The 24752-nt window shown below is 44.6% G+C and carries 8 protein-coding genes; 3 read left to right on the top strand and 5 right to left on the bottom strand.

Annotated elements, in window-relative coordinates; genetic code table 11:
* Positions 1-92: 92 nt before the first annotated feature.
* The 4 genes from trxC to ACORJQ_RS01180 form a co-directional block, all read right to left on the bottom strand.
* Positions 93-521, bottom strand: a complete 429-nt coding sequence (gene trxC / locus ACORJQ_RS01195; protein ID WP_321325267.1) for a thioredoxin TrxC — start codon at positions 519-521, stop codon at positions 93-95.
* A 133-nt stretch (positions 522-654) separates the two neighbouring features.
* A complete protein-coding gene (locus tag ACORJQ_RS01190; protein ID WP_321325265.1) occupies positions 655-1116 on the bottom strand; it encodes a hypothetical protein in 462 nt (153 codons plus the stop codon).
* Between the two features lie 380 nt (positions 1117-1496).
* The gene (locus ACORJQ_RS01185; protein WP_321325263.1) at positions 1497-3095 is read right to left on the bottom strand and encodes a dynamin family protein; all 1599 of its coding nucleotides are present in this window, start codon (positions 3093-3095) and stop codon (positions 1497-1499) included.
* Positions 3096-3357: 262 nt separating this feature from the next.
* Positions 3358-3690: a hypothetical protein gene (locus tag ACORJQ_RS01180; RefSeq protein ID WP_321325262.1), complete on the bottom strand. Its 333-nt coding sequence runs from the start codon at positions 3688-3690 to the stop codon at positions 3358-3360.
* 282 nt (positions 3691-3972) lie between these two features.
* On the opposite strand from ACORJQ_RS01180, the gene ACORJQ_RS01175 reads away from it, so the two are divergent.
* Positions 3973-21948 (top strand): Calx-beta domain-containing protein, encoded by a 17976-nt coding sequence (locus ACORJQ_RS01175; protein ID WP_321325261.1) that lies wholly within the window; start codon positions 3973-3975, stop codon positions 21946-21948.
* 74 nt (positions 21949-22022) lie between these two features.
* A complete protein-coding gene (locus tag ACORJQ_RS01170) occupies positions 22023-23387 on the top strand; it encodes a protein kinase domain-containing protein (RefSeq protein ID WP_321325259.1) in 1365 nt (454 codons plus the stop codon).
* A gap of 89 nt (positions 23388-23476) precedes the next feature.
* Here the strand turns inward: ACORJQ_RS01170 and ACORJQ_RS01165 are convergent, their stop codons facing one another.
* Positions 23477-23899, bottom strand: a complete 423-nt coding sequence (locus ACORJQ_RS01165; RefSeq protein ID WP_321325257.1) for a hypothetical protein — start codon at positions 23897-23899, stop codon at positions 23477-23479.
* A gap of 318 nt (positions 23900-24217) precedes the next feature.
* On the opposite strand from ACORJQ_RS01165, the gene ACORJQ_RS01160 reads away from it, so the two are divergent.
* Entirely contained in the window at positions 24218-24736 is a 519-nt protein-coding gene (locus tag ACORJQ_RS01160; RefSeq protein WP_321325255.1) for an adenine phosphoribosyltransferase, read from the top strand.
* Positions 24737-24752 lie beyond the last annotated feature (16 nt).

Genomic DNA, 24752 nt, shown 5'->3' with positions numbered 1-24752 from the left:
TTAATAAACAACATTGTGATTGAAGTCTGTATTGAACAATGGATTGTGGGTTTTAAAACAGTATAACCATCTTAAAACCCTAAGAGTGCTGTTTATTTAGGTAAATTTTGCTCTAACCAAAGGCTAAAGTTTCTAAAATCCATCGCCCCAGCCATTCTGGTAATTTCTTTGCCGGATTGAAAAATGGCCAAGGTGGGTATTGATCTAATGCCAAACTGACCCGCAATCTGTTGTTCATTTTCAGTGTTGATTTTAATAAACCGAGCCTTGGGTTCAAATTGTGCAGCCGCTTGAGCAAAAGTAGGTGCAAAACCTTGGCAAGGACCGCACCAAGGAGCCCAAAAATCGACTACTAAAGGTTGGTCTGTTTTTTGTAAAGCACGGGTAAATTGCTGACCATTCATCTCAAGAGGTTTACCGCTAAATAGCGGTGCTTTACATTTACCACAGCTTGCTTGATTAGAAAGTTTGTCATCAGGTACGCGGTTTAAACCGGCACAGTGTGGGCACATAATAATCATGATGTTTTTCCAATTTTACGTTTATTTAACTTTTTATAGGGTTAAATCATCCGTTTTCAAGTCAGTGAAATAACACCATTTTTAATCAAAACAAGTTTACCAAAGCAAGTAAATAAGTTAGCTAGAGAAAACGTTAGTCTTTTAGCCAACTTGGTTTAGGGCTCTCTCTTTTACCTGCATCAAAACCATCGTCTACAAAACCGTGTAAGGTATCGTCATGACAATGAATCAATTCAATGATTTTAGGGTCATCACTGGTTAAAGTCGCTTCTACCCCATCTTCAATATTGCGATATTGCATATTAATTTGATCTTTGTATTCAAACAAAGCAGCAAATAATGGATCCCAAGAACGAATTGCGCGGCCCATTCCAAAACGTTTTTCCATGCCTATAACGTGTTCTTGAATAATTTTAGCTAATTTTGGAGATTCAGATGTTGTACGACTACAAATACCGTTGGGTAAACGTTCGGTGCTGCGTTTAAGTTCTTTGTGGTGTTCAAGCAGATGACTAAAAAGGGCTTGGTCTTTTTTATGTTGTTCATCACTGCCGTGACCGTGTTTGTAGTGTTTGTGTTCAGATTTGTTTTGCATGAAGTTGCTCCAGTTATGTTGTTTAAATTGTAGGTTTTTTTAGGAGGTTTTGGCAAAAAAAAAGCACAGTATGGTCGGTACTGTGCCTTTCAAAGTTGAGGAGCATAAAAACCATGTTTTTAACACAGGGATATGTTTTGAGGTTTTTAAGACTATATTTTGGAGCAACTCGAATATGTTGGAAACTATATTTAAGTTACTGAAAAGTTTACTAAGTTATGGTTTTTTGAGCAATAGGTAAGGCTTGAGAAAGCCTTGAAAGAGTATGAAAAACTAATAGGGTTATTAAAAAAACTTTGCCATGATAAAAAATCATGCAATTAGAGTAGGGTTATTTAACCCTATTCTATCTTTTTTAAATCTAAACAAGAGCGCAATAATTATTTTTCAGATTTGACGGTTTTGGATTCCTCGTTATCAATAATAGTTTCTAACTCTTCATTTGATTTATTGTCGTTAATGGGCTTGGTCTCATCATAAGATTTTTCGAGGGAGTCTAGTTTTGACAAATTTTCTTTTGAGTCATTGGCTATGGAGTCATTAGACTTTGTTTGTGCCTCTTTACTATCATCTGTTCTTCCAGATGGGTTGGCAAATTGGTCATTTAAAGCCTGAATTGCTTTTTTGCTAGCATTAACAATATTATTTAATTTACGACGGTTGCGGTTTGACCAGCCTCTAGGTTCTTTTGGAAACATACGACGCCAAAAACGAGTGTTATGGCGTAATGCATTGGCAAGTTGAGGATCGGTTTTTTCTAATCTATTGGCATCCCAACGAGCAAATTTAGCACGAATGTAACCATGAATTATCAGCACGATAATGACAAAAAGAGCGGTTATTCCAATGCCAAAATAAATGGATTCATTAGCCAGCTTAATAAGAGGCCAATCGCTCATGGGAATATCAAAATAACCAAACGTATTTAAGCCATAAAATAGAGCAATGAGCAGGCCTGCAAACACCACAATATCTGTGGTAATGACTTTTTTACGCCATGCACTTATAGCCTTTTTAATGAGTGGAATTTTGTGCTCATGTATCTCATCAATAATGTTTTCCATCGCATGGGCAATACGATAAGTACGTTCAGTGCTAACCTTGTCTATACGAGAGTGTATGCGAGCGAGATCAATGTCTTTTTTGCGTTTAAAACGTTCTTCAAGGGCTGGGTCTGTAAAGTCATTGGCCGACTCTTCATTGTAAATAGTGTAAAAATTACCACCAATTAATCCCTGGCTTGAAATAGCTCTCTGCCAAGAACTAATAACCTCTTCGGGATTATCTTCTTTGGCCGCAGTATCTATTTGGTTAAGTATATAGAGTATTTTATCGGCATCTTTTCGAGCAATAGTGGTAGCAACTAGATGTTCTAGAGTGTCTCTCATAGCTCCAGGTTCAGGATGACGTGCATCAAAAAACACTAATACTAAGTCAGACATATTAATAATATGATTGGTAATACGAAGAGTAGAATCACGTTGTGAATCGGCATCAAATCCTGGAGAGTCAATTAAAATTTTGCCCTTTAAAACATCGGCATTAGTCGTTTTTAATTGCAAGTAATTGTCTATGCGACTGCCTTCACCGGTTTCCACTTTTTCTATCTCTTTACTGATGCCAAAAAATGGAAAGCGTGGGTCAGAATCTAAAGCCAAGCCTGGTAAGGTAGTAACCTCATCATTTGAGCCATAGCAAAGAACGGTAAATTTATCATCAACGGCTTGGTTTCCTGTGGTCTGTAGATTTTTGCCAGTATAACCATTAATAAAGGTAGATTTACCTGCTGAAAAGGTACCAAGAACCGAAATTAATGGCCACCATGAAATTTGCGTAGCATATGATTGCTCTTTAGTTAGTAGACCAATTTTATAGCCAACCTTGTCCAATTCACGATAGTTGTTAATGATATCAATAAGAACGGGGTTTTCTTCTCTAAGGTGTTGTTCCAATTTAAGATAGCGTTCTCTTGGTGTCATTATCTCGCTTCCTTTTTGTTAATTTGGCTTGGTGTGATTTGTAGTGAAGCCGTTTACAGTTTTTTTAAGTTGGATTGGTTGAACGGGTTATGAAAAGAATTATCTATTGGTTATTATGGCTGCTGGTTGATTATTTTGATTGACTTAACCACCAGCTGATATTCCCAAAAGCATAACTCAGTTTACTAGTAGTTGTGGGAAAGGAACTATTTTCATTCAATTTACCAGGCCTGGTAAATTAAAAGGTTATAGATAATCTAGTTTATTTTTTATCGTTAGCTTGAAGTGAAAAGTAGTTGTTTTGTGTTTGTAAGTTAGATGCATAAGTTAAACCACTAGTCATTCCAGTAGAGTCATTACTTGTGCCAGTCATTGCCGTCTTTTCATTAGTTGTCTGAGTAGCCTTAAGGTCTAAATAATCGTTTTCAGACTTTTCAATTGCTGAAGATAATGTCACCGAGCTATTGTTAATAATAGGTTTTGTCGAGCTTTCACTATTTTCATCAAGCTTCTCGTTAGTTTTGACTTGAGTTCCATTCTGTTGGTTCTGCATGGTAAGTGCAGTAGATGCAAGACTAGGATTAATGACAGCCATGACTATGCTCCTTATGTTGTCTAACAAAAAATAATTGTTGATTTAATCATAGGGTAAAAAACGATTGTATAAAACATCAAAGTATTTTTGATTTTTTCATCACTACATCTAGTGGTTGTTAACAACCAATCTACCTCCTTTAGTTGTTATAACAAATTGTTTTTACTCTTAATAATTCATACTGTCCTTAGGTACAGTAGTTTGATTTGTTTGGTGGGAGTATGATGTGTTTAATTAGAGTTTTAATAGCTTGATGTTCAGTGCAAATTTGGAGTGCAAAAAATGTCTACAATCGTCGGTAATGTTACAAAATTAGAAGGTATTGTCCGTGCTATAAATCCTGTTACAGGTGAATCACGCGTTCTTGAGGCAGGTAGTCCTGTTTTTGCAGGTGAGATTATACAAACCTCAAGCAAGGGTGGAGTTGTTGTTGACATGGTTAACGGATCTTTACTTACTTTAGGTAGAGATACCCAAATGCGTTTAGATGATGATGTTTCTGGACAGGCAAGTATGTTGGATTCAGGAACCGAAGGCACAGTTGATATTGAAGCACTCCAACAAGCAATATTAGAAGGTAACTTTGATGCACTTGAAGCAACCGCCGCTGGCGAAGGATTTGTAGTAGGCAGTGCCTCTGACGGCGGTGTTATTGTTGAGCGTATTGCAATGACGGGTGACGTTACATCAGGTTTTGAAACAAGCGTAAACAACCAAGTTTTCAATGACGTTCCTCGAGATGCCGTTCAGAACACTATTGTTGAAGATATTACCGCGAGCGTAGTCATCGGGGATGCAGGAACGGTTCAGGAAGCCGATGGTGTGTACCTGACCTACACAGTTAGCCTATCAAATCCAGTAGGAACAGACGTTGAAGTTGCTCTGAACACAAGTGGAACTGCAACCAGTGGAGACGACTACAACAGCACCTTAGAATATTTCGATGGAAGAAACTGGCAGCCGGTATCAGGTAATATCACATTGCCAGCGGATGCGAGTGCGGTTCAAGTTCGTGTTGCGGTCAAAGATGATGCTCTTAATGAAGGTTCTGAAACCGTCATTCTTGGAGCGACCACAACAGATCCTCAGATCGTTGATTCTAGTGACACTGGAACGGGAGTTATTCTTGATGAAACTGGACCATATATTCCAAATGATCCTAACTCACCAGATGCCGGAGCCACGGTCAGCATTGACGGTGACAAAACAGTATGGGAAGGCAATCAAGCAACCTATACCGTCTCAACAGATACCGTCTCTTCAAGCCCAATAGACGTTGTAGTCAAAACGCTAGAAGCGGTAACGAACCCAGCGACAGGCGATGTGGACTACATCAGTGTTGACAAAACCGTAACAATTCCAGCGAATCAAAGCTCAGCGACCTTCACAGTGCAAACGACAGACGATGCGATAGCCGATAGTGGCGAAAACTTCGTCGCTGAAATCGTTAGTGCAAGCGGAGCCCAATTCGAAGCGGTAGCGGTTGACGCGGCAGCGAACAGTGTCACGACCACGATCATTGACGCAAGTGATCCAACACCACCTCCAGGTATTCCAGGTATCCCAGATACACCGGATGCCGGAGCCACGGTCAGCATTGACGGTGACAAAACAGTATGGGAAGGCAATCAAGCAACCTATACCGTCTCAACAGATACCGTCTCTTCAAGCCCAATAGACGTTGTAGTCAAAACGCTAGAAGCGGTAACGAACCCAGCGACAGGCGATGTGGACTACATCAGTGTTGACAAAACCGTAACAATTCCAGCGAATCAAAGCTCAGTGACCTTCACAGTGCAAACGACAGACGATGCGATAGCCGATAGTGGCGAAAACTTCGTCGCTGAAATCGTTAGTGCAAGCGGAGCCCAATTCGAAGCGGTAGCGGTTGACGCGGCAGCGAACAGTGTCACGACCACGATCATTGACGCAAGTGATCCAACACCACCTCCAGGTATTCCAGGTATCCCAGATACACCGGATGCCGGAGCCACGGTCAGCATTGACGGTGACAAAACAGTATGGGAAGGCAATCAAGCAACCTATACCGTCTCAACAGATACCGTCTCTTCAAGCCCAATAGACGTTGTAGTCAAAACGCTAGAAGCGGTAACGAACCCAGCGACAGGCGATGTGGACTACATCAGTGTTGACAAAACCGTAACAATTCCAGCGAATCAAAGCTCAGTGACCTTCACAGTGCAAACGACAGACGATGCGATAGCCGATAGTGGCGAAAACTTCGTCGCTGAAATCGTTAGTGCAAGCGGAGCCCAATTCGAAGCGGTAGCGGTTGACGCGGCAGCGAACAGTGTCACGACCACGATCATTGACGCAAGTGATCCAACACCACCTCCAGGTATTCCAGGTATCCCAGATACACCGGATGCCGGAGCCACGGTCAGCATTGACGGTGACAAAACAGTATGGGAAGGCAATCAAGCAACCTATACCGTCTCAACAGATACCGTCTCTTCAAGCCCAATAGACGTTGTAGTCAAAACGCTAGAAGCGGTAACGAACCCAGCGACAGGCGATGTGGACTACATCAGTGTTGACAAAACCGTAACAATTCCAGCGAATCAAAGCTCAGTGACCTTCACAGTGCAAACGACAGACGATGCGATAGCCGATAGTGGCGAAAACTTCGTCGCTGAAATCGTTAGTGCAAGCGGAGCCCAATTCGAAGCGGTAGCGGTTGACGCGGCAGCGAACAGTGTCACGACCACGATCATTGACGCAAGTGATCCAACACCACCTCCAGGTATTCCAGGTATCCCAGATACACCGGATGCCGGAGCCACGGTCAGCATTGACGGTGACAAAACAGTATGGGAAGGCAATCAAGCAACCTATACCGTCTCAACAGATACCGTCTCTTCAAGCCCAATAGACGTTGTAGTCAAAACGCTAGAAGCGGTAACGAACCCAGCGACAGGCGATGTGGACTACATCAGTGTTGACAAAACCGTAACAATTCCAGCGAATCAAAGCTCAGTGACCTTCACAGTGCAAACGACAGACGATGCGATAGCCGATAGTGGCGAAAACTTCGTCGCTGAAATCGTTAGTGCAAGCGGAGCCCAATTCGAAGCGGTAGCGGTTGACGCGGCAGCGAACAGTGTCACGACCACGATCATTGACGCAAGTGATCCAACACCACCTCCAGGTATTCCAGGTATCCCAGATACACCGGATGCCGGAGCCACGGTCAGCATTGACGGTGACAAAACAGTATGGGAAGGCAATCAAGCAACCTATACCGTCTCAACAGATACCGTCTCTTCAAGCCCAATAGACGTTGTAGTCAAAACGCTAGAAGCGGTAACGAACCCAGCGACAGGCGATGTGGACTACATCAGTGTTGACAAAACCGTAACAATTCCAGCGAATCAAAGCTCAGTGACCTTCACAGTGCAAACGACAGACGATGCGATAGCCGATAGTGGCGAAAACTTCGTCGCTGAAATCGTTAGTGCAAGCGGAGCCCAATTCGAAGCGGTAGCGGTTGACGCGGCAGCGAACAGTGTCACGACCACGATCATTGACGCAAGTGATCCAACACCACCTCCAGGTATTCCAGGTATCCCAGATACACCGGATGCCGGAGCCACGGTCAGCATTGACGGTGACAAAACAGTATGGGAAGGCAATCAAGCAACCTATACCGTCTCAACAGATACCGTCTCTTCAAGCCCAATAGACGTTGTAGTCAAAACGCTAGAAGCGGTAACGAACCCAGCGACAGGCGATGTGGACTACATCAGTGTTGACAAAACCGTAACAATTCCAGCGAATCAAAGCTCAGTGACCTTCACAGTGCAAACGACAGACGATGCGATAGCCGATAGTGGCGAAAACTTCGTCGCTGAAATCGTTAGTGCAAGCGGAGCCCAATTCGAAGCGGTAGCGGTTGACGCGGCAGCGAACAGTGTCACGACCACGATCATTGACGCAAGTGATCCAACACCACCTCCAGGTATTCCAGGTATCCCAGATACACCAGATAGCGGTACGGAATTAAGTCTGAGTGGATCGACGAGCACCCTCGAAGGTGATGCGGTTGAATACACCCTAAGCGTGACCAATGCGCCACTTGCGGACATGGTTATCGAGATTACGACCTCCAATATTACGACAAACGGAGATGTGGTAGTTGGCACCCAAAACGTAACGATTCCAGCGGGTCTAACCGAAGCGAAATTTACAATCGATAACGTAGAAGACGCCATCAAAGAAAACCCAGAAGACTACAAAGTCGAGATCACCAACTATGGAACAGGTGGTTACGAAGCGGTGTCATTAGGGCAAGCGGAAGTCATCACGACGATCACGGATGATGACAGCGTGACGGTTGTGAGCATCACGGATGACACGCAAACTGAAGGTACGGCAAACAACAACCTAGTACACACAGTCACGATGAGTGGTCAGAGTACAACCGATGAAGTCTATTCCTTCAGCCTAGTGGATACGACCACACAAGCGGTGGATCATGGTACACCTGTGTTTAGTGATGGCGTGAGTTACGATGCCAATACCGGACTGATTACGGTCCCAGCGGGAGTTACCAGCTTCACCGTGAGCACGACAGTTACAGACGATGCGTTAGCCGACAGTGGCGAATACTACACCTTGACGATTGGAGGGCAAACGGCGACTGGAACGATCCTAGATGAGACGAATCCATACGATCCAAACAACCCAGATCAACCGAACGAAAAAGATGTCGGAGCCACAGTCAGCATTGACGGTGACAAAACAGTATGGGAAGGCAATCAAGCAACCTATACCGTCTCAACAGATACCGTCTCTTCAAGCCCAATAGACGTTGTAGTCAAAACGCTAGAAGCGGTAACGAACCCAGCGACAGGCGATGTGGACTACATCAGTGTTGACAAAACCGTAACAATTCCAGCGAATCAAAGCTCAGCGACCTTCACAGTGCAAACGACAGACGATGCGATAGCCGATAGTGGCGAAAACTTCGTCGCTGAAATCGTTAGTGCAAGCGGAGCCCAATTCGAAGCGGTAGCGGTTGACGCGGCAGCGAACAGTGTCACGACCACGATCATTGACGCAAGTGATCCAACACCACCTCCAGGTATTCCAGGTATCCCAGATACACCGGATGCCGGAGCCACGGTCAGCATTGACGGTGACAAAACAGTATGGGAAGGCAATCAAGCAACCTATACCGTCTCAACAGATACCGTCTCTTCAAGCCCAATAGACGTTGTAGTCAAAACGCTAGAAGCGGTAACGAACCCAGCGACAGGCGATGTGGACTACATCAGTGTTGACAAAACCGTAACAATTCCAGCGAATCAAAGCTCAGTGACCTTCACAGTGCAAACGACAGACGATGCGATAGCCGATAGTGGCGAAAACTTCGTCGCTGAAATCGTTAGTGCAAGCGGAGCCCAATTCGAAGCGGTAGCGGTTGACGCGGCAGCGAACAGTGTCACGACCACGATCATTGACGCAAGTGATCCAACACCACCTCCAGGTATTCCAGGTATCCCAGATACACCGGATGCCGGAGCCACGGTCAGCATTGACGGTGACAAAACAGTATGGGAAGGCAATCAAGCAACCTATACCGTCTCAACAGATACCGTCTCTTCAAGCCCAATAGACGTTGTAGTCAAAACGCTAGAAGCGGTAACGAACCCAGCGACAGGCGATGTGGACTACATCAGTGTTGACAAAACCGTAACAATTCCAGCGAATCAAAGCTCAGTGACCTTCACAGTGCAAACGACAGACGATGCGATAGCCGATAGTGGCGAAAACTTCGTCGCTGAAATCGTTAGTGCAAGCGGAGCCCAATTCGAAGCGGTAGCGGTTGACGCGGCAGCGAACAGTGTCACGACCACGATCATTGACGCAAGTGATCCAACACCACCTCCAGGTATTCCAGGTATCCCAGATACACCGGATGCCGGAGCCACGGTCAGCATTGACGGTGACAAAACAGTATGGGAAGGCAATCAAGCAACCTATACCGTCTCAACAGATACCGTCTCTTCAAGCCCAATAGACGTTGTAGTCAAAACGCTAGAAGCGGTAACGAACCCAGCGACAGGCGATGTGGACTACATCAGTGTTGACAAAACCGTAACAATTCCAGCGAATCAAAGCTCAGCGACCTTCACAGTGCAAACGACAGACGATGCGATAGCCGATAGTGGCGAAAACTTCGTCGCTGAAATCGTTAGTGCAAGCGGAGCCCAATTCGAAGCGGTAGCGGTTGACGCGGCAGCGAACAGTGTCACGACCACGATCATTGACGCAAGTGATCCAACACCACCTCCAGGTATTCCAGGTATCCCAGATACACCGGATGCCGGAGCCACGGTCAGCATTGACGGTGACAAAACAGTATGGGAAGGCAATCAAGCAACCTATACCGTCTCAACAGATACCGTCTCTTCAAGCCCAATAGACGTTGTAGTCAAAACGCTAGAAGCGGTAACGAACCCAGCGACAGGCGATGTGGACTACATCAGTGTTGACAAAACCGTAACAATTCCAGCGAATCAAAGCTCAGCGACCTTCACAGTGCAAACGACAGACGATGCGATAGCCGATAGTGGCGAAAACTTCGTCGCTGAAATCGTTAGTGCAAGCGGAGCCCAATTCGAAGCGGTAGCGGTTGACGCGGCAGCGAACAGTGTCACGACCACGATCATTGACGCAAGTGATCCAACACCACCTCCAGGTATTCCAGGTATCCCAGATACACCAGATAGCGGTACGGAATTAAGTCTGAGTGGATCGACGAGCACCCTCGAAGGTGATGCGGTTGAATACACCCTAAGCGTGACCAATGCGCCACTTGCGGACATGGTTATCGAGATTACGACCTCCAATATTACGACAAACGGAGATGTGGTAGTTGGCACCCAAAACGTAACGATTCCAGCGGGTCTAACCGAAGCGAAATTTACAATCGATAACGTAGAAGACGCCATCAAAGAAAACCCAGAAGACTACAAAGTCGAGATCACCAACTATGGAACAGGTGGTTACGAAGCGGTGTCATTAGGGCAAGCGGAAGTCATCACGACGATCACGGATGATGACAGCGTGACGGTTGTGAGCATCACGGATGACACGCAAACTGAAGGTACGGCAAACAACAACCTAGTACACACAGTCACGATGAGTGGTCAGAGTACAACCGATGAAGTCTATTCCTTCAGCCTAGTGGATACGACCACACAAGCGGTGGATCATGGTACACCTGTGTTTAGTGATGGCGTGAGTTACGATGCCAATACCGGACTGATTACGGTCCCAGCGGGAGTTACCAGCTTCACCGTGAGCACGACAGTTACAGACGATGCGTTAGCCGACAGTGGCGAATACTACACCTTGACGATTGGAGGGCAAACGGCGACTGGAACGATCCTAGATGAGACGAATCCATACGATCCAAACAACCCAGATCAACCGAACGAAAAAGATGTCGGAGCCACAGTCAGCATTGACGGTGACAAAACAGTATGGGAAGGCAATCAAGCAACCTATACCGTCTCAACAGATACCGTCTCTTCAAGCCCAATAGACGTTGTAGTCAAAACGCTAGAAGCGGTAACGAACCCAGCGACAGGCGATGTGGACTACATCAGTGTTGACAAAACCGTAACAATTCCAGCGAATCAAAGCTCAGTGACCTTCACAGTGCAAACGACAGACGATGCGATAGCCGATAGTGGCGAAAACTTCGTCGCTGAAATCGTTAGTGCAAGCGGAGCCCAATTCGAAGCGGTAGCGGTTGACGCGGCAGCGAACAGTGTCACGACCACGATCATTGACGCAAGTGATCCAACACCACCTCCAGGTATTCCAGGTATCCCAGATACACCGGATGCCGGAGCCACGGTCAGCATTGACGGTGACAAAACAGTATGGGAAGGCAATCAAGCAACCTATACCGTCTCAACAGATACCGTCTCTTCAAGCCCAATAGACGTTGTAGTCAAAACGCTAGAAGCGGTAACGAACCCAGCGACAGGCGATGTGGACTACATCAGTGTTGACAAAACCGTAACAATTCCAGCGAATCAAAGCTCAGTGACCTTCACAGTGCAAACGACAGACGATGCGATAGCCGATAGTGGCGAAAACTTCGTCGCTGAAATCGTTAGTGCAAGCGGAGCCCAATTCGAAGCGGTAGCGGTTGACGCGGCAGCGAACAGTGTCACGACCACGATCATTGACGCAAGTGATCCAACACCACCTCCAGGTATTCCAGGTATCCCAGATACACCGGATGCCGGAGCCACGGTCAGCATTGACGGTGACAAAACAGTATGGGAAGGCAATCAAGCAACCTATACCGTCTCAACAGATACCGTCTCTTCAAGCCCAATAGACGTTGTAGTCAAAACGCTAGAAGCGGTAACGAACCCAGCGACAGGCGATGTGGACTACATCAGTGTTGACAAAACCGTAACAATTCCAGCGAATCAAAGCTCAGCGACCTTCACAGTGCAAACGACAGACGATGCGATAGCCGATAGTGGCGAAAACTTCGTCGCTGAAATCGTTAGTGCAAGCGGAGCCCAATTCGAAGCGGTAGCGGTTGACGCGGCAGCGAACAGTGTCACGACCACGATCATTGACGCAAGTGATCCAACACCACCTCCAGGTATTCCAGGTATCCCAGATACACCGGATGCCGGAGCCACGGTCAGCATTGACGGTGACAAAACAGTATGGGAAGGCAATCAAGCAACCTATACCGTCTCAACAGATACCGTCTCTTCAAGCCCAATAGACGTTGTAGTCAAAACGCTAGAAGCGGTAACGAACCCAGCGACAGGCGATGTGGACTACATCAGTGTTGACAAAACCGTAACAATTCCAGCGAATCAAAGCTCAGTGACCTTCACAGTGCAAACGACAGACGATGCGATAGCCGATAGTGGCGAAAACTTCGTCGCTGAAATCGTTAGTGCAAGCGGAGCCCAATTCGAAGCGGTAGCGGTTGACGCGGCAGCGAACAGTGTCACGACCACGATCATTGACGCAAGTGATCCAACACCACCTCCAGGTATTCCAGGTATCCCAGATACACCGGATGCCGGAGCCACGGTCAGCATTGACGGTGACAAAACAGTATGGGAAGGCAATCAAGCAACCTATACCGTCTCAACAGATACCGTCTCTTCAAGCCCAATAGACGTTGTAGTCAAAACGCTAGAAGCGGTAACGAACCCAGCGACAGGCGATGTGGACTACATCAGTGTTGACAAAACCGTAACAATTCCAGCGAATCAAAGCTCAGTGACCTTCACAGTGCAAACGACAGACGATGCGATAGCCGATAGTGGCGAAAACTTCGTCGCTGAAATCGTTAGTGCAAGCGGAGCCCAATTCGAAGCGGTAGCGGTTGACGCGGCAGCGAACAGTGTCACGACCACGATCATTGACGCAAGTGATCCAACACCACCTCCAGGTATTCCAGGTATCCCAGATACACCGGATGCCGGAGCCACGGTCAGCATTGACGGTGACAAAACAGTATGGGAAGGCAATCAAGCAACCTATACCGTCTCAACAGATACCGTCTCTTCAAGCCCAATAGACGTTGTAGTCAAAACGCTAGAAGCGGTAACGAACCCAGCGACAGGCGATGTGGACTACATCAGTGTTGACAAAACCGTAACAATTCCAGCGAATCAAAGCTCAGTGACCTTCACAGTGCAAACGACAGACGATGCGATAGCCGATAGTGGCGAAAACTTCGTCGCTGAAATCGTTAGTGCAAGCGGAGCCCAATTCGAAGCGGTAGCGGTTGACGCGGCAGCGAACAGTGTCACGACCACGATCATTGACGCAAGTGATCCAACACCACCTCCAGGTATTCCAGGTATCCCAGATACACCGGATGCCGGAGCCACGGTCAGCATTGACGGTGACAAAACAGTATGGGAAGGCAATCAAGCAACCTATACCGTCTCAACAGATACCGTCTCTTCAAGCCCAATAGACGTTGTAGTCAAAACGCTAGAAGCGGTAACGAACCCAGCGACAGGCGATGTGGACTACATCAGTGTTGACAAAACCGTAACAATTCCAGCGAATCAAAGCTCAGTGACCTTCACAGTGCAAACGACAGACGATGCGATAGCCGATAGTGGCGAAAACTTCGTCGCTGAAATCGTTAGTGCAAGCGGAGCCCAATTCGAAGCGGTAGCGGTTGACGCGGCAGCGAACAGTGTCACGACCACGATCATTGACGCAAGTGATCCAACACCACCTCCAGGTATTCCAGGTATCCCAGATACACCAGATAGCGGTACGGAATTAAGTCTGAGTGGATCGACGAGCACCCTCGAAGGTGATGCGGTTGAATACACCCTAAGCGTGACCAATGCGCCACTTGCGGACATGGTTATCGAGATTACGACCTCCAATATTACGACAAACGGAGATGTGGTAGTTGGCACCCAAAACGTAACGATTCCAGCGGGTCTAACCGAAGCGAAATTTACAATCGATAACGTAGAAGACGCCATCAAAGAAAACCCAGAAGACTACAAAGTCGAGATCACCAACTATGGAACAGGTGGTTACGAAGCGGTGTCATTAGGGCAAGCGGAAGTCATCACGACGATCACGGATGATGACAGCGTGACGGTTGTGAGCATCACGGATGACACGCAAACTGAAGGTACGGCAAACAACAACCTAGTACACACAGTCACGATGAGTGGTCAGAGTACAACCGATGAAGTCTATTCCTTCAGCCTAGTGGATACGACCACACAAGCGGTGGATCATGGTACACCTGTGTTTAGTGATGGCGTGAGTTACGATGCCAATACCGGACTGATTACGGTCCCAGCGGGAGTTACCAGCTTCACCGTGAGCACGACAGTTACAGACGATGCGTTAGCCGACAGTGGCGAATACTACACCTTGACGATTGGAGGGCAAACGGCGACTGGAACGATCCTAGATGAGACGAATCCATACGATCCAAACAACCCAGATCAACCGAACGAAAAAGATGTCGGAGCCACAGTCAGCATTGACGGTGACAAAACAGTATGGGAAGGCAATCAAGCAACCTATACCGTCTCAACAGATACCGTCTCTTCAAGCCCAATAGACGTTGTAGTCAAAACGCTAGAAGCGGTAACGAACCCAGCGACAGGCGATGTGGACTACATCAGTGTTGACAAAACCGTAACAATTCCAGCGAATCAAAGCTCAGTGACCTTCACAGTGCAAACGACAGACGATGCGATAGCCGATAGTGGCGAAAACTTCGTCGCTGAAATCGTTAGTGCAAGCGGAGCCCAATTCGAAGCGGTAGCGGTTGACGCGGCAGCGAACAGTGTCACGACCACGATCATTGACGCAAGTGATCCAACACCACCTCCAGGTATTCCAGGTATCCCAGATACACCGGATGCCGGAGCCACGGTCAGCATTGACGGTGACAAAACAGTATGGGAAGGCAATCAAGCAACCTATACCGTCTCAACAGATACCGTCTCTTCAAGCCCAATAGACGTTGTAGTCAAAACGCTAGAAGCGGTAACGAACCCAGCGACAGGCGATGTGGACTACATCAGTGTTGACAAAACCGTAACAATTCCAGCGAATCAAAGCTCAGTGACCTTCACAGTGCAAACGACAGACGATGCGATAGCCGATAGTGGCGAAAACTTCGTCGCTGAAATCGTTAGTGCAAGCGGAGCCCAATTCGAAGCGGTAGCGGTTGACGCGGCAGCGAACAGTGTCACGACCACGATCATTGACGCAAGTGATCCAACACCACCTCCAGGTATTCCAGGTATCCCAGATACACCGGATGCCGGAGCCACGGTCAGCATTGACGGTGACAAAACAGTATGGGAAGGCAATCAAGCAACCTATACCGTCTCAACAGATACCGTCTCTTCAAGCCCAATAGACGTTGTAGTCAAAACGCTAGAAGCGGTAACGAACCCAGCGACAGGCGATGTGGACTACATCAGTGTTGACAAAACCGTAACAATTCCAGCGAATCAAAGCTCAGCGACCTTCACAGTGCAAACGACAGACGATGCGATAGCCGATAGTGGCGAAAACTTCGTCGCTGAAATCGTTAGTGCAAGCGGAGCCCAATTCGAAGCGGTAGCGGTTGACGCGGCAGCGAACAGTGTCACGACCACGATCATTGACGCAAGTGATCCAACACCACCTCCAGGTATTCCAGGTATCCCAGATACACCGGATGCCGGAGCCACGGTCAGCATTGACGGTGACAAAACAGTATGGGAAGGCAATCAAGCAACCTATACCGTCTCAACAGATACCGTCTCTTCAAGCCCAATAGACGTTGTAGTCAAAACGCTAGAAGCGGTAACGAACCCAGCGACAGGCGATGTGGACTACATCAGTGTTGACAAAACCGTAACAATTCCAGCGAATCAAAGCTCAGTGACCTTCACAGTGCAAACGACAGACGATGCGATAGCCGATAGTGGCGAAAACTTCGTCGCTGAAATCGTTAGTGCAAGCGGAGCCCAATTCGAAGCGGTAGCGGTTGACGCGGCAGCGAACAGTGTCACGACCACGATCATTGACGCAAGTGATCCAACACCACCTCCAGGTATTCCAGGTATCCCAGATACACCGGATGCCGGAGCCACGGTCAGCATTGACGGTGACAAAACAGTATGGGAAGGCAATCAAGCAACCTATACCGTCTCAACAGATACCGTCTCTTCAAGCCCAATAGACGTTGTAGTCAAAACGCTAGAAGCGGTAACGAACCCAGCGACAGGCGATGTGGACTACATCAGTGTTGACAAAACCGTAACAATTCCAGCGAATCAAAGCTCAGTGACCTTCACAGTGCAAACGACAGACGATGCGATAGCCGATAGTGGCGAAAACTTCGTCGCTGAAATCGTTAGTGCAAGCGGAGCCCAATTCGAAGCGGTAGCGGTTGACGCGGCAGCGAACAGTGTCACGACCACGATCATTGACGCAAGTGATCCAACACCACCTCCAGGTATTCCAGGTATCCCAGATACACCAGATAGCGGTACGGAATTAAGTCTGAGTGGATCGACGAGCACCCTCGAAGGTGATGCGGTTGAATACACCCTAAGCGTGACCAATGCGCCACTTGCGGACATGGTTATCGAGATTACGACCTCCAATATTACGACAAACGGAGATGTGGTAGTTGGCACCCAAAACGTAACGATTCCAGCGGGTCTAACCGAAGCGAAATTTACAATCGATAACGTAGAAGACGCCATCAAAGAAAACCCAGAAGACTACAAAGTCGAGATCACCAACTATGGAACAGGTGGTTACGAAGCGGTGTCATTAGGGCAAGCGGAAGTCATCACGACGATCACGGATGATGACAGCGTGACGGTTGTGAGCATCACGGATGACACGCAAACTGAAGGTACGGCAAACAACAACCTAGTACACACAGTCACGATGAGTGGTCAGAGTACAACCGATGAAGTCTATTCCTTCAGCCTAGTGGATACGACCACACAAGCGGTGGATCATGGTACACCTGTGTTTAGTGATGGCGTGAGTTACGATGCCAATACCGGACTGATTACGGTCCCAGCGGGAGTTACCAGCTTCACCGTGAGCACGACAGTTACAGACGATGCGTTAGCCGACAGTGGCGAATACTACACCTTGACGATTGGAGGGCAAACGGCGACTGGAACGATCCTAGATGAGACGAATCCATACGATCCAAACAACCCAGATCAACCGAACGAAAAAGATGTCGGAGCCACAGTCAGCATTGACGGTGACAAAACAGTATGGGAAGGCAATCAAGCAACCTATACCGTCTCAACAGATACCGTCTCTTCAAGCCCAATAGACGTTGTAGTCAAAACGCTAGAAGCGGTAACGAACCCAGCGACAGGCGATGTGGACTACATCAGTGTTGACAAAACCGTAACAATTCCAGCGAATCAAAGCTCAGCGACCTTCACAGTGCAAACGACAGACGATGCGATAGCCGATAGTGGCGAAAACTTCGTCGCTGAAATCGTTAGTGCAAGCGGAGCCCAATTCGAAGCGGTAGCGGTTGACGCGGCAGCGAACAGTGTCACGACCACGATCATTGACGCAAGTGATCCAACACCACCTCCAGGTATTCCAGGTATCCCAGATACACCAGATAGCGGTACGGAATTAAGTCTGAGTGGATCGACGAGCACCCTCGAAGGTGATGCGGTTGAATACACCCTAAGCGTGACCAATGCGCCACTTGCGGACATGGTTATCGAGATTACGACCTCCAATATTACGACAAACGGAGATGTGGTAGTTGGCACCCAAAACGTAACGATTCCAGCGGGTCTAACCGAAGCGAAATTTACAATCGATAACGTAGAAGACGCCATCAAAGAAAACTCAGAAGACTACAAAGTCGAGATCACCAACTATGGAACAGGTGGTTACGAAGCGGTGTCATTAGGGCAAGCGGAAGTCATCACGACGATTACGGATGATGACGAATCTCCATCTTCGACACCTATTGTTGATCAATCTGATGAGGATTCAGATTTAATAACTCTTGATGTATCATCAAGTTTTACTGATGATAATTCTTTGACGTATTCAGCGACTGGATTACCGCCAGGACTGACTATTGATCCATCGACAGGTGTTATTTCTGGAACGATTGATCATAGTGCTTCTCAAGGTGGAACTAATTCAGATGGTGTCTATACCGTAACAATCTCAGCTACTGATGGTGCAAACCCACCTACAGAACAAACATTTAATTGGGATGTTTCTAACCCATCACCGATTGCAGAGGATGATTCTGGAAGTGTATTAGAAGATGCGACTTTAACTGTTACTGCTGCTAATGGTGTTATTAACGGAAACGGTCAAGATGTAGATCCAGATGGAGATTCATTAACTGTATCTGCAATACGTACTGGTTCTGAAACGGGATCAGGTACTTCAGGTAATGTTTCTACGCCGCTTGTTGGTGTTTATGGTTCTTTGACTTTAAATCCAGATGGTTCATATACCTATATTGCAAATCAACCTGCAGCAAATGCTTTGTCAGCGGGTCAATCTGTGACGGATACATTTACATATACCGTGAGCGATGGAGAAGGTGGCTCTGACACAGCTGAACTTGTCATTAATGTAACTGGTACTAATGATGGGCCTGTATGTGGCCATGGTGATGCTCGAGTATCTGAAGAACTCCTTGCTGGGGGTATTGAAGATACGATTGGATCAAGTGATCTTGGTGCTGGCAAAGTATATACTGGTTCATTATCTGTTTCAGATGTTGATACAAATGATACTTTAAGTGTCACGTTAACAGCCCCTACAACCATCATTAAATCTGATGGTGTTACGATTCAATGGTCGGGTGATGGAACAGCGGCTAATCCATTAATTGGTACTGCAGGTTCAGATGAGATTATTCGTGCTGTTATTGATAATAATGGTGATTACACGGTGACTTTGTCAGGGCCTGTTGATCATACTTATGGTGATAATATTGAAGGTGAATTATCGTTTGATCTTGGTGTTAATGTATCGGATGGTATTCAATCTGCAAACAATACATTAACGGTTACTGTAGAAGACGATTCACCAGATGCACAACCAACAACCAATGTAATGGATGTTAATTTGGATGTCATTGAAATCAGAAATTACTCTGCTGGTTGGTCAAATCCAATATCGACAGCAAGTGATAACTCTGGTATATCACAATTTAATAACGACTCAGATTCTTATATTGATGAACTTCAATGGGGATCTGGAACAGATGGTCCATCAGGTTATGATTTAGTTGATAATCAGATTTTAAGTTCAAATGTGTCTACAACGGTCAATGCGGGTGATTCAATTGTTTTGGGTACATTCACCCACAATAACTTCCCAGTTACCGGTGAAACGTTAGACTCTGTTACATTAACCATGCAAATGGATATCTTAATTAATGGGGTGACATACCCAATCAGCTTTGATATTCCAATTGACCATAATGAGACTCCGAATGATGGTGCAGATCCACGTGATATTATTACACTGCCATCAACACAACAAACTGTTACGGTAGATAACCAAGATTACATTATTAGCATTGACGGATTCAAAGATGCTAATGGTGACGCCGTTGAAGTTATTTACACAAATGAAGGTGAGGCCAATACATTTGAGGTAGTTGGTTCTGTTCAATCTGTTGATTCTTTGCCTACGGTTACAGGTACTGTGTCTGCTGAAGCCGGTGCAGATGGTTCTGATACGGGTGTGGTTTGGGATACTATAACTAGCCCATACGGTACCTTTACTGGTAATGCTGATGGTAGTTATGAGTTTACGTTAAATAGAGAAACCAAAGATGCTCTTCAAGATGGTGAAACGCTACAAGCTACATTTGACTATACAATGACGGATAATGATGGAGATAGCACAACTTCAACCTTAACTGTTGATATTAATGGTCACTCAGTTTATGAAGACTTGCAGCCTCAATCTATTGATGAAGTTCGTGGTATGGACTTTACAAGTGATGCATTATCGCAAGATACCAATGTTGTTATTACTTTGGATATTTCTGGCAGTATGACGAATAACAGTTCAAACGTTAACCGATTGGCATTAGCTAAAGATGCATTAGGGCAAATGTTAAATGCCTATGATACATTTGGAAACGTTAATGTAAAACTTGTCACCTTCAGTAGTAGTGCAACGGCTTCGCAATGGATGTCTGTAACTGATGCAATTAATGCAATTAATGCACTGTCTGCTGGCGGTTCTACTAACTACGAAGATGCAGTATTAAAAACTTATACTAATTTCGCCTCTACAGAGCCAGTTGCTGATAAAACAGTTGCTTACTTTATCTCTGATGGAGAACCAACGGCAGAAAATAATGATGGTGGTAATGCTGGGCCTGCAGGGACTTATTTAGATGTCAATTATATTGATGGTTGGAATACATTTGTTGATAACAATGTTGATGATCTTCACGTAATTGCTTTAGGAGAAGGTATTACCAATATTGATTATCTTGATGTGTTGGCTAATGCAGGTAATGTTGAAACAACCATTGTTACAGATGAATCGGAGTTAGCAGATACATTAGCTCCAGAGCTAACCGTATCTGGTGGTGCTTTTGATAATATTGGTTCTGGTACCACTCTAGATAATATTTCTGGTGGTAATGGTACTATATCTATTGATCATATTACCGTTGATGGTGTCGACTATAATGCAAATGACTTCCCTACAACAGGTATAGAGATTGCTGGACAAGGTAACTTAACTTTTGACTTTACTACAGGTCAATATAGTTACTCTGGTAGATCAACTGAGTTTGCATCTGATACCATGAAAACATTTGGTGTGACTGCTGTTGACCAAGATGGTGATCCAACTTCGTTTGATGTTAGAATCTTTGTGAATGTTGAATCTTCAACTACTTCTGAGCAAGTAATAACTTCAGAGAATTTTGATTCTGGTCTAACCGGTTGGAGTTCAAATGCGGATACTTCAAATGGAGAGCTACGAATTCAAAGAGACGAAACTGTATCAAAAACATTTGACTATGGTGTAGAGAATGCTAATCAAACAGTTACAGTTAGCTTTGATATGAATATTGCCGGTGGTTGGGAATTATCCGGTGGTTCTAAAGACTACTTCAAAGTTTTTGCCAACGGTATAGAGAAAGAAAGCCAGTTTAATAGTATCTATGATGGCAATGATAACTCTACAAGCAATGATGGTCATCAATATGAGTTTGAAGCACAGCTAGATAGCCAAGGGCATTTAACTCTGGAATTACAGGTTGATTCTACCGCTAATGATGAAATTGCGTTTGTAGATAATCTGCAGATTACTCAGCAAGTACCAGGTACTCCTGAAGAAGGTCTAATTCTTTATGGTGATGATAATGAAATTGAAAACTTTGTTATCAATTCACAAGAAGATGCTAAATTAGTGGACTTTGATACAACTAATGATGTGTTAGATCTTAGTGAGGTTATTAATAGTGATGAAGCTGTTACTCAAGATAATTTAGCAGAATATTTAAATTTTGCTTTCCTTGATAGTAGCGGAAATGAAGTGGCAGACCAAGCTTCGGCGGTATCTACCCAAATCACTATTGATGCCAATGGTGAATCAGACCCTGGTGGAGCGATAACAACTGTTGTGCTTCAAGATAGAGTGGTTACTGAAGACGATATTAATGATTTAAATATTGATTATCAGCACGATTAAACTTTAAGCACAATGAATGGGGCACGTGGGTGCCCTTTTTTATATGACATGTTAAAAATAGGAATTAGACAAATATGTCTGTTGGTATTCTATCTGTTTTAGAACAGCAGCCCGATATAAGTAAAATAAAACCAATAAGCTCTAATGACGAGGCCATTGTATTTAAAGTAAAACAAACTTTAGATAAGGGTTCACGAAAACAGTTTGTTCGTGTTTTGAAAGATGTGAGAAGTCATCAGGCTGTCAAGCGTGAAAAAGACATATTGCATTATCTTAATCAATTTCCCGAATTTATTCACTTTAATGAAATTCGCAAAGTTGGATATCATTATCTGCAATTTTTTGACTTTAAAAGTAAAAAAAGCCTACAGCAAACGATAGATAAAAAAGGGGCTTTTAGTGCTAAAGCAGCCAAAAAACTATTAACTGATATGGTTGCCGTACTAGAACACGTCCATACCTTAGGGTTTGTGCATGGTGATATAACACCTAATAATATTTTGTTGGGTAAAAAACAGGCTTATCTAGTTGAATGGAGTCATGCTATTCCGTCATTAGGTTCTTATGAATCAGAACTTATTTTAGGGGATAAACTCTACTGTTCTCCAGAACGATTGAATGGTCGGCTAGACGAGGCAAGCGATATTTATTCTTTGGGTTGTACCCTTTATTTTGCTTTAACGGGTAAGCATATTTATCGACTTGGTAAAGGTGAAAGCGAAGCCAATAAATTATGGGCACATACACATCATTCTGTACACAAAATGAACAAACTGCCTATTTTTTGGCGTTATTTAATATTTTGGATGACACAGAAAACGCCTGAAAAAAGACCAGACCTGGTAGAACTAAAAAAGTGGTTAAAAGACCAAACCGTTCCTGAATGGGTTAGAAAAATGAGTGTTAGGGTCGATAAATCTTACCCCGCTGATCCAATGACTGTTTTGGCTGATGAACACTTTATGTACCCAATATTTAAAAAAGCACAAGCGAGTGAAAAAGCAGGCGATTTAGAAACTGCATTTAATCTATATGAAAATTGTGCCTTTAGAGATTATTCGCTTGCTGAAACAAGTTTAGGTTTGATGTATGAACAAGGTAAACCTATAAAACAGTCCTACGCAATGGCAGCCAATATGTATCATCAGGCCTTCCAAAAAGGCAATCCTGATGCCGCTTATAAACTGGGCCATCTTTTTGAAGAGGGTTTAGGTATGCCAGTTAATTTGGATTATGCCGTCAAACTTTATCGTTTTGCTGCCTTACGAGGTAATTTACGTGCCCAGAATGCATTAGGTATGATGTATTTTCAAGGTCAAGGCGTAGCCCAAGATATGGCTCAAGCTCATACTTGGTTAGGGCTAGCCGCAGAATATGGTAATGAAGAAGCTCAAACTAATTTAAAAATGCTTTTGCAAAAATCTAAGGCGATTGCTTAAAATCGCTTAAATTTAGACATCGCTTATTTAGTTTAATGTGTATCAAATAGTATTTTTACCAGGCCTGGTATTTCTTGTAGCGGATTATTTTAGTAAAGAGTATCTTCTTTTTTCTGTTTTAATAATTTAGCAAAGTCGGCTAGCCATTGGCTTAATACTGGGTATTCTTCTTGGCTTAACTCAATAACGTCTTTAATTGTATAAGCACTTAAAGGTTTATTAATACTATGGCATGCGGCTTTAATTAAATACAAAATCTCTTCTTTGCTCAATTTTTCATTGGGTAAAAAGTACGTTGTTTTAGCTAATAAAGTAGCATCAATAATCTCACCCCACAAAGCAACAGGCACCTTATGATGTGCCAGTAAATTAAGATTGGGCTCTTTTTCTTGCCACAAAATTAATAGCTCATTTAAAGGCGTTTTCGTCAATAGCTGTTCAGCAATATCTCTTGCGTGAGGTGGTAATTTTAATAATGCCGCTGTTTCGTACTTATTTTCAATTAGGTGCATATCGTTATCGTTCGTATTTTATTTTAGATAGAATTCATCAATATTAGGCCAATCATTTTTGTTCAATAAGTTCTTTAAGCAAGTTCTATTATGGCAATAAATAACTTAAAGTCTCACATCTTACAACCCAAAATCAGTGCAAATACAGAATTTAATTCTATTTAGCCCTCTTAGCTATGTTAACAAACTAACACTAAACCACTAACTTACTTAATGGGTAGAATAAACATTTCTGTTTATAGAGTAAATCAAACAGTTAGAATGGTATCTTTATTTTTTCATGAATAATCGAATTTGATTCAATAAAAGGCAACAAACATGGCTCAACATCCACTTGCACAATATCTTGATGCAGTTCCTGACTTTCCCAAACCGGGAATTTTATTTAGCGATATTTCACCGCTTCTTAAGACTCATTTTACAGAGACAATTGATGCAATTAGTGATTTATTTTCAGAACAAGAGTGGGCTGAGGTTGACGCTTTGGTTGGAATAGAATCACGTGGTTTTATCTTTGCCGCCGCCTTGGCCTACAAACACAACAAAGGTTTTATAAAAGTAAGAAAACCAGGCAAGCTTCCAAATGTCGAGGCTTGTATAGAGTATGGTTTGGAATATGGTAGTGACAAGCTTGAAATGCAAAAAGGCGATGGTAGTCGGGTACTTTTATTGGATGACTTAATTGCAACAGGTGGTTCTATGGAAGCAGCCGCTTCATTATGTGAAAAAGTCGGTTACAAAGTCGCTGGTATGGCTTGTTTAATTGATTTAGCAAGCCTAAACAGTTTTATGTATAAAGATTTGACTGTTCGATCAGTGATTCAATTTAATGATTAGAATGCTTTTAGTAAAG

Source organism: Thiomicrorhabdus sp. (assembly GCF_963662555.1).
Lineage (GTDB): Bacteria > Pseudomonadota > Gammaproteobacteria > Thiomicrospirales > Thiomicrospiraceae > Thiomicrorhabdus.
The sequence above is the reverse complement of the archived record's forward strand: the minus strand, read 5'-3'. Positions and strand labels throughout refer to the sequence as shown.